General features: G+C 72.5%; 12 protein-coding genes. 2 read left to right on the top strand and 10 right to left on the bottom strand.

What is annotated here, in order from left to right:
- Positions 1-14 precede the first annotated feature (14 nt).
- From ACIBR0_RS22230 to ACIBR0_RS22220, 3 genes are all read right to left on the bottom strand, one after another.
- Complete coding sequence (locus ACIBR0_RS22230) at positions 15-479, bottom strand: DUF4442 domain-containing protein (RefSeq protein ID WP_396718551.1); 465 nt, start codon at positions 477-479, stop codon at positions 15-17.
- Between the two features lie 81 nt (positions 480-560).
- Positions 561-749, bottom strand: coding sequence for a DUF397 domain-containing protein (locus ACIBR0_RS22225; RefSeq protein WP_396718548.1), 189 nt, complete (start codon positions 747-749; stop codon positions 561-563).
- The gene (locus ACIBR0_RS22220; protein WP_396718546.1) at positions 740-1,540 is read right to left on the bottom strand and encodes a Scr1 family TA system antitoxin-like transcriptional regulator; all 801 of its coding nucleotides are present in this window, start codon (positions 1,538-1,540) and stop codon (positions 740-742) included. The genes ACIBR0_RS22225 and ACIBR0_RS22220 overlap by 10 nt, the downstream gene beginning before the upstream one ends.
- A gap of 100 nt (positions 1,541-1,640) precedes the next feature.
- On the opposite strand from ACIBR0_RS22220, the gene ACIBR0_RS22215 reads away from it, so the two are divergent.
- Complete coding sequence (locus ACIBR0_RS22215; protein WP_396718544.1) at positions 1,641-1,973, top strand: hypothetical protein; 333 nt, start codon at positions 1,641-1,643, stop codon at positions 1,971-1,973.
- Here the strand turns inward: ACIBR0_RS22215 and ACIBR0_RS22210 are convergent.
- The 7 genes from ACIBR0_RS22210 to ACIBR0_RS22180 all read right to left on the bottom strand — a co-directional run bounded on the left by ACIBR0_RS22210 (position 1,970) and on the right by ACIBR0_RS22180 (position 11,570).
- Positions 1,970-2,896, bottom strand: coding sequence for a potassium channel family protein (locus ACIBR0_RS22210; protein WP_396718541.1), 927 nt, complete (start codon positions 2,894-2,896; stop codon positions 1,970-1,972). The two genes, ACIBR0_RS22215 and ACIBR0_RS22210, sit on opposite strands and share 4 nt — an antisense overlap.
- Positions 2,897-2,998: 102 nt before the next feature.
- The gene (locus ACIBR0_RS22205) at positions 2,999-4,306 is read right to left on the bottom strand and encodes an ABC transporter ATP-binding protein (RefSeq protein WP_396718539.1); all 1,308 of its coding nucleotides are present in this window, start codon (positions 4,304-4,306) and stop codon (positions 2,999-3,001) included.
- Positions 4,307-4,413: 107 nt separating this feature from the next.
- A complete protein-coding gene (locus ACIBR0_RS22200; protein WP_396718537.1) occupies positions 4,414-6,603 on the bottom strand; it encodes a CDP-glycerol glycerophosphotransferase family protein in 2,190 nt (729 codons plus the stop codon).
- Between the two features lie 17 nt (positions 6,604-6,620).
- Positions 6,621-8,591: a DUF5941 domain-containing protein gene (locus tag ACIBR0_RS22195; protein ID WP_396718535.1), complete on the bottom strand. Its 1,971-nt coding sequence runs from the start codon at positions 8,589-8,591 to the stop codon at positions 6,621-6,623.
- Complete coding sequence (locus tag ACIBR0_RS22190) at positions 8,588-9,337, bottom strand: ABC transporter ATP-binding protein (protein ID WP_396718533.1); 750 nt, start codon at positions 9,335-9,337, stop codon at positions 8,588-8,590. The genes ACIBR0_RS22195 and ACIBR0_RS22190 overlap by 4 nt, the downstream gene beginning before the upstream one ends.
- Positions 9,338-10,165: an ABC transporter permease gene (locus ACIBR0_RS22185; protein ID WP_357034018.1), complete on the bottom strand. Its 828-nt coding sequence runs from the start codon at positions 10,163-10,165 to the stop codon at positions 9,338-9,340.
- Between the two features lie 34 nt (positions 10,166-10,199).
- Positions 10,200-11,570 (bottom strand): L-serine ammonia-lyase, encoded by a 1,371-nt coding sequence (locus tag ACIBR0_RS22180; protein WP_396718530.1) that lies wholly within the window; start codon positions 11,568-11,570, stop codon positions 10,200-10,202.
- A 316-nt stretch (positions 11,571-11,886) separates the two neighbouring features.
- On the opposite strand from ACIBR0_RS22180, the gene ACIBR0_RS22175 reads away from it, so the two are divergent.
- Positions 11,887-12,090: a PspC domain-containing protein gene (locus ACIBR0_RS22175; protein ID WP_396718527.1), complete on the top strand. Its 204-nt coding sequence runs from the start codon at positions 11,887-11,889 to the stop codon at positions 12,088-12,090.
- Positions 12,091-12,315 lie beyond the last annotated feature (225 nt).

Here is a 12,315-nt window from a genome sequence, read left to right as displayed (position 1 = left end):
TGGCCGGTCACCGCTCAGTTCGGGCGCAGCGTCCAGACCACGGTCATCTCCGAGGTCGGCTTGCCCTCCTCGGTGGCGATCTCGACCCGTACCGGGAATTCCGGCCGCTGACCGGCGTCCAGCTCCGCGATCACCTCGGCCGCCGCGCGGCCCAGCCGGGCCGTCGCGCGCACCGGGCCCATGGCGAGCTTCCGGTACGCGATGTCGGCGCGCACCGCGAGCGGCGTCGCCCGGTCGAGCAGGTGCCCGAACGCGGCGAGCACGACCGCGCCGGACGCGGTCTCGCCGAGGGTGAACATGGCCCCGGCGTGCGGCCCGCCCACGTGGTTGTGGGTGGCCGGCGAGTCGGGCAGCCGGACGACGGCCCGCACGCCGCCGTCGGCCTCGGCGGCCACCTCGACGAATTCGAAGCCGAGCGTACGGGCGAAGGGCACCGCGTCGAGCATGCCGGCCGCCACCTGGCGCGAGTCGATGGTCATGCCCGAACGCTACCCGCGAGTAACTTTCCGGGCAAGGGCGCTAGGCGGCCCGACGTCGCCGGCCAGCGTCCGATCAGCGACTCAGTGGCGCTTGGCGTGCTCCACGAACGCCTGCCACGCCGCCGGCCCGAACACCAACGCCGGCCCCTGCCGATCCTTGCTGTCCCGCACGCAGACCACACCGTGCAGGTTGTCGGCCACCTCTACGCAGTTGCCCTGGTTGCCGCTGCTCCGGGTGCTCTTGCGCCAGATCGCGCCGGTCAGGTCCATGCCTCTGCCGCCTCCGAGATCATCGTGAGCGTGGCCCCGTGGGGCAGCGCCTCCGCCCGCACGGACTCCCAGGTCTGCCGCAGGGAGTTCACGTCCACGGTCCGCTCCACAATGGTGCCCCGCAACTGGTTATCGAGGTAGGCGATGTCGTCCCCTTCGGGGGGCGTGGCCACGACGAACGCGCCGTTCAGCCCCGGGTAGGCCCCCACGTCACGCGGCACCAGGTGCAGGTGCACCCTGGGCCGGCGACCCACCTCGACGAGGTGACGGAGCTGGTCGCGCATTACCTGCAGCCCGCCGACCGGCCGTTCCAGCACGGTGTGGTCGAGCACCACCACGAACTGCGGCGGCGACGGCCTGTTCAACACCCCCTGCCGAGCGAGCCGGGCCGCGAGCGGCTGCTCGATCTCCTCGCCCACGAGCTGCGCCGCGCCCTCGTAGAGCGCCCGCGCGTACGCCTCAGTCTGGAGCAGGCCGGGCACGACCAGCGGCTCGAAGCTCCGCAGCGTCACCGCCTCCTGCTCGATCGTCACCCACTCCCGGAACCACGGCATCAGGCTCTCCCGGAGGATCGCCTCCCGGATCCGCACCAGCAGACCGCCCGCGGCCAGGACCTCGTCGCATCGCTGGGTGAACTCCTCCCGGGGCGGGCGACGGGACTGCTCCACCGCCGCCACCAGCGAGGCGGAGTAGTTGAGTCGTTCGCCGAGCGCCTCCTGGGACATCCCGGCGTCGGTCCGCAACCGACGCAGCTCACCGGCGAACAACTCCAGCATCGGCATTCCCGACATCTGCACACCTCTGCACGCGAGCGACAGCCGATTGCACGACCGAGCGGGTAGGAGACGAACGCCTTCCGACAGTAGTCGCGCCCTCACCAGACTGTCACTCGTGATCCGCCACCAGCTTCCGCAGCCGCCCGACGGTCCCCCGCCGGACCGGCCCCGGCCGCACCCGTCGCACGCCACGCCGCACACCCCGCTCCGCCCGATGTGGTGCTGCCGGGCCTGCGGCCAGCCCTGGCCGTGCGCGCACGCCCGCCTGCTGCTCAAGGTCGAGTACGACGACAACCCGGTCGGCCTGTCGATCTACCTGTGCGGTCTGCTCTACGAGGCGGCGCGCGACCTGTACCGGCTGAACCCCGACGACGGCCCGAGCCCGCGCGACCTGTTCACCCGGTTCGTCGCCTGGGGGCCGTTCCGCCGCCCCCACGCACCGGGTTAGGAGCCGCTCCACGCGGTCTCGGCATGGTGCCGCTGGTCCCGCGCGTACGCCCGCAGCACCGCCCGGGTGTCGCCGCCGACCCGCAGGAAGTCGTCGTCGAGCACCGTGGCGAGGTCGTCCAGCGCGCAGCCGAGCATCCGGCCGGCCGTTCGGACGTGCGGGTCGGCCGACTCGGCGGCCAGGTCCACCAGGTCCAGCGCGTAGCGGAGCATGGCCGGCAGGGCGGTCTCCTCGGTCTGCTCCCGGAAGTAGTAACTGGTGGGGAACTGGGTCAGGTCCACCCTGACCTCCGCCACCGCCGCCGCCAGGTCGGCCAGCAGGTCCGGCGGGAGGTGCTCGGGCGGCTTGTCCTCGGGGTGGTTGCGGGCCCGGCGCAGCACCGACAGGCGGAGCGCCAGGACGCGACGCCGGGTCAGCGCCGGGTAGACCTCCACGACCCACGCGACCACGGCGGTGAGCAGCGAGAAGCCGACCAACGCCTCGATCGGCGTGGCGAGGCGCATCCAGACGGAGGTCGGCGCGATGTCGCCGAAGCCGAGCGTCGTGACCGTCACCAGCGACAGGTAGACCGCGTCGAGCAGGCTGTTGCGCTGGTGCGACTCCACGGAGAACGCGAAGCCCTCCGGCATGTCCGCGAGGTAGATCAGGGCCCAGCCGACGATGGTCGCCAGGCTCCAGAGCAGGGCCACCGCCGCCATGCCGAGCGGCCCGGCCAGGCCGGAGATGCGCCCCTTGCGGCCACCCCGGCCGGCGGACCGCCACACCAGCCGCATCACCAGCCGGGCGAGGGTGCCCCGGCCGGCGGGGTGCAGGAGCGTGTGGAACACGTCCCGGAGGACGATGACGACGATGCCGAGGCCCACCGCCGTCGACACCCAGTCCATCGGTCCCGCCTCCGGTGCGCCGCCACGGTCGCCGCTCATTATCCCGAGCCGACACGCGCCGCGACCGGCACACGGTCAGCAACCGTTAAGAAGGGGCCCTTCCTCTACACGAGGCGTTAACAAGGTGCCCCTCCTTACACCTCAGCGCCAGCCGACGTCGATGCGGTCGCCGCGTTCGTCGAAGAAGTGCAGGGCGTCCATGCGTACCTGGACGGCCATGGGGTGACCGGCGGTGACCGCGGGGTACGGCGCCAGCCGTACGGCGAGTTCCGCCGGGCGACGATGGTGACGGCCCGGGTCGTGCAGCACGCTGGTCCGCGTGCCGGAGCGCGCGTCGGCCTCGTCCTCCTGCTCGGCGGAGCGCCCGGCGAACCGCTGCACGACCTGGCCGAAGCGGCGCAGCCCGCGCTGGCCGGCGGCCGGTGTCTCGACCGGGCCGTTGCTCATCTCGTCGACGACGACGGCGGTCGCGCCGATGTCGAGGAAGGCCAGAGACTCGTGCCCGTGGTGCTCCAGGTACCGGATGCGGCCCTGGAGGACGTCGCCGGGGCTGTCCGGGGCGACCGGGGTGAGCGCCTCCGCGCGCATGCCCACGACGATCCGCTCCCCGTGGTAGTGCGCCACGGCCCGGGTGCGGATGTCGTTCCACGGCAGGTAGAGCGCCTGGTCGCCGAGGGTGAGGGTGACGTACCGGTCGAGGTGGACGTAGACCGACGCCTCCAGCAGGTTCATCCGGGGGCTGCCGAGGAACGCGGCCACGTAGAGGGTGGCCGGCCGGCCGTACACCTGGGTGGGGGTGCCCACGTCCTGGAGGACGCCCTTGCGCATGATGGCGACCCGGTCGGCCATGGTGAGCGCCTCGGCCTGGTCGTGGGTCACGTAGACGGTGGTGACGCCGAGTTCCCGGGTCAGGCCGGAGATCTCCGCGCGCAGCTCGGCGCGGAGCCCGCTGTCGAGGTTGGACAGCGGCTCGTCCATCAGGAAGAGCCCGGGACGGCGGACGATCGCGCGGCCCATCGCCACCCGCTGGCGCTGCCCGCCGGAGAGCTGGCTGGGTCGGCGGGCGAGCACGTCGCCGATGCCCAACGCGCTGGCCACGTCGGTGACCCGCTCGCCGCGCCGCTCCGGCTCCAGGCCGGCCAGCCGGAGCGGGAACTCGATGTTGTCGTTCACAGACATGTGCGGGTACAGGGCGAAGTCCTGGAAGACCATCGCGACGCCGCGCTCGCGGGGCGGCAGGTCGTTGGCGAGTTCACCGTTCAGCAGCACCGCGCCGGAGGTCGGGTCCTCCAGGCCGGCGACCATCCGGAGCACGGTCGACTTCCCGCACCCGGACGGGCCGAGCAGCACCATGAACTCGCCGTCCTCGACGTCCAGGTTCACGGTGTCGACGGCGAGCGTGCCGTCCTTGAACACCTTGGTGACATCCTTGAGCGCGACGGTGGTCACCGTCTCCTCCCCCAGACTCGCCGGACAGACCCCGGCAATGACTGTGACGAGAATCATTCAATTCGCACATCGGGTGAACGTGCCATGTTCGACTCGTAACAGTCCTATTAAACGCCTTCGATAAAGACCCGCCGGACCACCCGCTCGGCGGCGTGCCCGTCGTCCAGTGCGCAGAACCGGTCCCGGAACCGCCGCCGGGCCTCCTCCGCCGCTTCCCCGCGTACCGCACCCGATCGGAACAGGTCGAGCAGCCCGGCGAAGGTCCGGGCGACCGCACCGGGCGGCTCGGCGGTGACATCGAAGTAGACGCCGCGCGCCAGGCGGTACGCCTCCCAGTCCGGCGCGTAGATCACGATCGGCCGGTCCAGGACCGCGTAGTCGAACATCGCCGACGAGTAGTCGGTGACCAACAGGTCGGCGGCGAGGTAGAGGTCCTCGACGCGCGGGTGCGCGCTGACGTCGTGGACCCGGTCCCGGTCGACCGCACGGAGTGTCCGCCGGTCCCGGTCGTGGAAGTAGTGGCTGCGCATGAGCAGCCGGCCCGCCGGACCGAGCACGTCGAGGACACAGTCCGGGTCGAACGGCGGCCGGTAGCCCGGCAGGTGCTCGCGGTGCGTCGGCGCGTACAGGACGACCTGCTCGCCGTCGCGGACGCCCAGGTCGGCGCGGATCCGCAACACCTCCGCACGGGAGGCGGTGACCAGCCGGTCGTTGCGCGGGTAGCCGACCTCCAGGGTGGTGTACGCGGCCGGGTACGCCCGGTCCCACATCTGGGTGGAGAAGCTGTTCGACGTGATGCTGTAGTCCCACCGGTCCACCCGGCGCAGCAGCCCGGCGAAGTCCATGCCCACCGCGCCCACCGGGTAGCGCTGCTGGTCCAGTCCCATCACCTTGACCGGGGTGCCGTGGTGGGTCTGCACGTGCACGGTGCCGGGCCGCTTGCGGACGGCGTCCGGGAAGTTGACGTTGTTGACCAACCAGCGGGCCCGCGCCAGCGTCCGGTACGCGGCCGGCGTCCCCGCCACCACGTACTCGACGCCCTCGGGGAGGGTGTCCACCCGGTCCCGCCGCACGATCCACACGCCCCGCACCCGTGGGGCCAGCCGGCGGGCCGCCTCGTAGATCGCCGCCGGGTTGCAGGCGTAGCCGCGGTACCAGTAGGCCGCGTAGACGGCCAGCGTCGGGTCGACGGGTCGCCGCAGCTCGGTCCGGTAGTACTCGTGCAGCAGCACGTCGCGGGTCCGCCGGGCGGTGCGCCGCGCCACGGGGGTCACCCGCCGCTTCACGCGCCGGGCCCGCTGCCCGGCGGCGTCCCGGGCGAGGTACGCGTTCCGCAGCGCGCTGAACGTCCGCCACCGGCCGGCGGCGACCAGCCGGTGCTTGACGCCGTCCACGCCGGGCGGGACCGGATAGCCCTGCGGTGGGCGCCAGCGCCGGTAGTCGGTGGTGATCCGGGCGAAGAACCGGGGTCGCAGTTCCGGGGCGATGCGCTCCCCGTTGCCCAGCACGGTCAGGTAGTGCCAGATCATCCGCTCGAAGACGACGGGCCGCAGCTCGTCGACGGCCGGTCCCCACCGGTCCATGAGACGGAACACCCGGTGCCACTGCTCGAAGACCTCGAAGTGGCGTTCGCCCCGGGTGCGGGTGATCGCCCCGGTCCGGCGCTGCCGGTAGTTGACGCACACCACGTCCAGGACGCCGATCCGCTCGGCGAGCATCAGCGCCGGGTAGGTGAACGACACGTCCTCGTACCAGCCGGGGGCGAAGCGCAGGCCGTTGTCGACCAGGAACTGCCGGCGCAGCAGCCGGTTCCAGGCGGTGTGCAGCAGGTGGACCGCCTCCGGCCGCTCGCGTAGCCGGAAGGTCTCCGGGCCGGGCGGTTCCGGGTAGACGTCGCGCATCCCGCTGCGGGTCGTGCTCGTGTTCCACCAGGCGCGGATGTGGTCGACGACGAGGACGTCCGGCCGGGTGGCGCGCAGGCGGTCGGAGACGGCGGTGAGGCACTCCGGCTCCAGCCAGTCGTCCCCGTCGACGAACCACACGTACTCGCCGACGGCCCGGTCCAGCCCGACGTTGCGGGCCGGACCGAGCCCGGCGTTCTCCGGCAACCGGACCGCGTGCACGCGGGGGTCGCGGTCGGCGTACTCGGCGAGGATCTCGCCGCTGTCGTCGGGCGAGCAGTCGTCGACACCGATCACCTCGATGTCGCTCTCCGGCTGCCCCAGGATCGAGTCCAGGCATTCGCGCAGGTAGCCCTGCACCCGGTAGGCCGGCACGACGAAGCTGATCAGGGTCACACCGGCCGTCCCTCACCTCAGCCCGGCGAGCCACCTCCGGCGCCGACCGGACCGGCCGTCGCCCGCGCGGCGCGGGCGGGCAGGACCACCCAGGCGAGGGCGACGCTTGCCATGAAAACCACGAGAAGGTACGTACCGAGTGTAACCATCCCGATACCCGCAAATCCGACGATCGCCGCCAGGGCCAGTACCGCCGAACGTCCCTCCCAGCCCAGCGTGGCGTCGTGCAGCGGCGGGGCCACCTTCCGCTTCTCCAGCCGGGCGGTCAGGTCGTAATGGTGCAGGGTCAGCACGAAGACGTACCCGAAGATCACCCAGGCCGGCACGTCGCCGACCACGCCGACGGCGATCGCGAACAGGTACTCGGCGGCCCGCAGCGCCGCCGGCACCAGCCAGTCCAGCGCGCCCCCGTGCGGCGCCCGCGCCATACCGGCCGCGGGCAGCAGCCACACCAGGGCGGCCAGCGGCACCCAGCGCGGAACGGCCTCGCCGACGACCAGTGTGATCACCAGCAGCACCGCCATCCCCGCCGCGGCGTTCACGGCCGACTCCAGCGGCCTGCGCCACGGCACCGCCGGCAGCCGGCGGGCCAGCGGGCCGTCGTCGCGGTGCAGCGAGGTGTCCACCGTGCCCAGCACCCCGACCCGCATCCAGCGGGCGCGCAGCGTGCGCAGAGCCCCGGTGTACGCGAACGCCAGCGCCGCCCACACCAGCACCGCCACCAGGGCGACCAGCGGGCTGAACAGCGCCACCGTGATCGCGATCAGTGCCCACCGCTCCCCGATCGGGAACACCACCGTCCGCTTCAACCAGTACGACAGCGAACCGGTGTCCGCCTGCACCCGCGTCGAGGCGGCGTTGAGCTTGTCGCCGATCCCGCCGCCCCCGCCGACGGCCTTCGGGCGGCGCGCCGCCTCGTCGTGCAGCGCCCCGTACCAGGTGTCGGTCATGTGCCGCACCGTCTGGAGGGTCATCGCGGCGATCGCCAACGCCCACCCGTAGCGGTACCCGGCGGCCGTCGCCCCGTAGCCGAGGCCCGCGTAGACCACGTACTCCTTGGCCCGGTCGGCCATCGTGTCCAGCCAGCCGCCCCAGGCACTGAAGTTGCGGGTGTAGCGGGCCAACTGGCCATCCACGCAGTCCAGCACGAAGCCCAGGTAGAGCAGCACCCCGCCGAGGACCAGCGCCGGCCGGTCGCCGACGGCGAACAGCACCGCCGCCGCCACCGCGAACGCGATCGAGATCATCGTGACGACGGTCGGGGTCAGTCCCAGCCGCGCCGACAGCTTCGTCACGTGCGGGGACCAGGTGCTCACGAAGTACGTCGTGAAGAAGTCGTCCCGCTCCTTCACCGACAGCCGCAGCTCCGCCCGGTCCTCGTCGACGGCGGCGACCGCCGCCTCCGCCCCGGCCAGCTCGGTCGGGTCGGTGACCCGGTGCGCCACGAGCAGACGTACCCGATGGGCGAACGTCAGCGTGCCGCGCGCGGCGAGGTCGGCGAAGAGCCGGTCCACGGCGGACCCGACCGGCCTCGCCCCGGTCGGCCCGGCCGGTCCCACCGCGACCACCCCGGCGGCCACCGTCCGCGCCGACTCGACGAGGGCCGGCACATCGGCGGCGCCGACCCGCAACGCGCCCCCGAACGTGCCGGTGACCTCGCCGTCCAGTTCGTCGGCCGGACCGGCGGCCACCACCTGGCCGCGCTCCTCGCGGACCGCCGTGCGGCCGCGCGAAGGCGGGTCGGTGAGCACCAGCGCCACCGTCGGCCCGACCGGGCTGGTGGCCAGGTGCCGCAGCACGGCGGTGTGCGCGACCAGGTCGGCGCCGGCGACGAGCACCGGGCCGGTGGCCGCCTCCGCGAACGTCGCCAGCTCGTCCAGGTCGGCGGCGCGGCGCACCTCACTCGCACCGGCCCGCCGGCACTGGTCGACGAGGCGGTCCGCCGGCGTGGCGTGCGGCTCGGCGGCGAGCACGATCGCGAGGGTCACCGCTCCACCGCTCCGTGGTACGCGTCCAGCGCCTCGCCGACCGTCCCGTCCACGGTCAACCGGCCCGCGTCGAGGTAGAACCCCCGACGGCAGAACCGGGTCAGGTCGTTCTCGTTGTGTGACACCAGCACCAGCGTGCGCCCCTCCCCGAGCAGACGATCGATCGTCGCATAGCACTTTCGGCGGAACTCCGCGTCCCCGACCGCCGTCACCTCGTCCATGAGCAGGATCCGGTGCGGCAGGTGCGAGATGATCGCGAAGCCTAGTCGCACCTTCATCCCCGACGAGTAGTGCCGCACCGACGAGTCGATGGCCCGCTCCACCTGCTCACCGGCGAACGCGACGATCTCGTCGAAGTGCCGCCGCAGGTACGCCGAGGACAGCCCGTGCAGGCCGCCGACCAGGTACAGGTTCTCCCGGCCGGTCAGCTCGCTGGAAAAACCGGCGGACAGTTCCAGCAGCGGCGCCACATCACCGGAGACCCGGATCCTGCCCTCGTCCGGGATCAGCACGCCGGCGATCAACCGCAGCAGGGTGCTCTTGCCGGTGCCGTTGCGGCCGATCACCCCGACCGTCTCCCCGGCCTCGATGGTGAAGGTCAGGTCGCGCAGCGGCCAGAACCGGCCCTCGTCGACGCCGCGTCCCGCGCCGGGTCGGATGAAGAACTCGCGCAGCCGCAACTGCCGCCGCCGGTTCCGCACGAACTGGATGCCGAGCCCGTCGGCCTCGATGATCGCCTCGGCCATTCACAGTTCCTTGAGTACGGCCGGTTCGAGCCGGCGGAACGCCCACCAGCCGGCGGCCAGCACCAGCAGGCTGCCGGCCACGGTGGTGGCGAGCAACCGCGCCTCCGGGAACTCGTCCGGGTACCAGACCGCGTGGTGCAACTGGAAGATCCCGACCAGCGGGTTCAGCTCGTAGGAGACCTTCACCCAGCCGGGCAGGTCCGAGTCCCGGACCAGGCTCAGCGGGTAGATGATCGGCGTCGCGTAGAACAGCACCCGGATCACCAGCCGCATGAACCGCTCGACGTCACGCATCAGCACGTTCACCGCCGACAGCAGCAGCGCCAGCCCGACCAGCAGCGCGCCCTGCACCGCGATCGCCAGCGGCAGCACCAGCACCGACCAGCCCAGGTCGACCCGGCCGTTCACCGCGTACGCGACGGCCACCGCCACCAGGATCGGCAGCCCGGCCAGGTACTCGGCGACCCGGCCCACCACCCGGCCGATCGGGAAGAGCTGCCGGGGCATGTTCATCGTGGTGATCAGCCGGGCCTGACCGGTGAGCGCGTTGGCCGCCTCGCCCAGCGCCGAACTGGCCCACATCCAGGCGAAGACCCCGGTGATCAGGAACAGCGGGTACGAGTCGGCGGCGTCCCCGAGGTGGCGGCTGGTGTCCCGCGCGTACAGGACGCCGAAGACGAAGAAGTAGATCGCCCCGGTGCCCAGCGGCTCGATCAGCGACCACAGGTACCCGAGCACCGACTGCTGGTACTTCACCGCCAGGTCGCGTCTGACCAGCAGGCGCAGCGCGTCGCGGTGCGACCACAACGCCCCGACGCCAGAGGTCACGCCGCCTCCCGCCCCGAGACGGCCGCGACCGGGTTCAGCACTCGATCACGTTGACGGCCAGACCGCCGCGTGCCGTCTCCTTGTACTTGACCTTCATGTCCGCCCCGGTCTCGCGCATGGTCTTGATGACCTTGTCCAGCGAGACGTGGTGCACCCCGTCGCCGCGCAACGCGAGCCGGGCGGCGGTGATCGCCTTGATGCTAGCCACCGCGTTGCGCTCGATGCAGGGGATCTGCACGAGGCCGCCGACCGGGTCGCAGGTCAGGCCCAGGTTGTGCTCCATGCCGATCTCGGCCGCGTTCTCCACCTGCTCCGGCGTACCGCCCAGTGCCTCCGCCAGCCCGGCGGCGGCCATCGAGCAGGCCGAGCCGACCTCACCCTGGCAGCCCACCTCCGCGCCGGAGATCGACGCGTTCTCCTTGAACAGCACGCCGATCGCGCCGGCCGCCAGCAGGAACCGCACCACACCCTCGTCGGAGGCGCCCGGGACGAACCGCACGTAGTAGTGCAGCACCGCCGGGATGATCCCCGCCGCGCCGTTGGTGGGCGCGGTCACCACCCGGCCGCCGGCCGCGTTCTCCTCGTTCACCGCCAGCGCGAACAGGGTCACCCAGTCCATCGCGCGCAGCGGGTCGCTGGCGTCGACCTCCGCGTCCAGGCTCTTCCGCAGCTCCGCGGCGCGCCGCCGGACCTTCAGGCCCCCCGGGAGTACGCCGTCCCGCTCACAGCCCCGCGCCACGCACTCCCGCATCACCCGCCAGATCTCCAGCAGGCCGGCCCGCACCTCACCCTCGGTACGCCAGGACAGCTCGTTGGCGAGCATCACCTCGCCGATCGACAGCCCTGTCTCCCGCGTCACGTCGAGCAACTGCCCACCCGTCGAGAACGGGTACCGCACCCGGGTCGTGTCCGGCTTGATCCGGTCCGCCCCGGCCGCCGCCTCGTCGACCACGAACCCGCCGCCGACCGAGTAGTACGTCCGCGTACGGATCTCCGCGCCCGCGCCGTCGTACGCGGCGAACGTCATCCCGTTGGGGTGGTACGGCAGCGACCGACGGCGGTGCAGCACCAGGTCCCGGTCCGGGTCGAAGTCCACCTCGTGCGCGTCCAGCAGGGCGAGCCGGCGCTCGGCCCGGATCCGGGCGACCCGCGCGTCCACCGAGTCGGTGTCCACGGTCTCCGGTGCCTCCCCGGCCAGCCCGAGCAGCACCGCCCGGTCGCTGCCGTGGCCGTGCCCGGTGGCACCCAGGGAACCGAAGAGTTCCGCCCGTACCCGGGCGGTGTCGGCCAGCAGCCCGTCGGCCTTGAGCCCGGCGACGAACGTCCGTGCCGCCCGCATCGGCCCGACGGTGTGCGAGCTGGACGGCCCGATACCGACGCTGAAGAGGTCGAAAACGCTGATCATGTCTGCACTTCCTCGCCGCCGCCCCTCGTCGTGCGAGGTTTCGCCGGGTTCATGGCCGGTCCCGGTCCGGGCGGCTCGGTAGGACGCCCGGGGTGTGGGTGCCCAACCAGCGAGCCTACCCGCCCAGCTCACCCCCCGCCCGCTCCCGCCCGCCCGCCGCCCGCGCCGACCGAGGGAGGCGTTGCGGGTGGCACTCCCGGGTATGCACCTACGGGTCGACGGCCCGCCGATCCTCCCTGGGACCGATGGCGAGGTGGCCGTCCCTTCCTACCGTTGACTGCAGAGCGGCGGACCGCCGCAGAGTGGGAGTACGACGATGAGTCGCAGGCTTGTTCGTCCCCGTCAGGGGCGCATGATCGCCGGTGTGTGCGCCGGCCTGGCGCAGCGCTACGGCCGGTCGGCCGGGTTCATCCGGCTGCTGTTCCTGCTGTCGCTGCTGTTGCCCGGCACCCAGGTGATCGTCTACCTGGTGCTGTGGGTCCTCATGCCGAACGAGGACCGCTACACGATGCGCTACTGATCCTCACCCTGACCGGCGCAGTTTCGGGGAAACTGCGGCCTCCGCCGCCGGAATGGCCACTGTTTCCCTGAAACTGCCGGGCGGGAGTCGGGGAGACACGCGGCGGGGGGCGGCCCCCCCCCGGGGGGGGGGGGGCGCCGGGGGGGGGGGGGGGGGGGGGGGGGGGGGGCCCGGCCTCGGTGACGGCGACCGACTCGATGACCGCCTCGGTGGGGGTGCCCTCCG

The sequence above is a fragment of the Micromonospora sp. NPDC049497 genome, from assembly GCF_044465805.1.
Classification (GTDB): domain Bacteria; phylum Actinomycetota; class Actinomycetes; order Mycobacteriales; family Micromonosporaceae; genus Micromonospora.
This window is presented reverse-complemented; position numbering and strand designations above follow the sequence as displayed.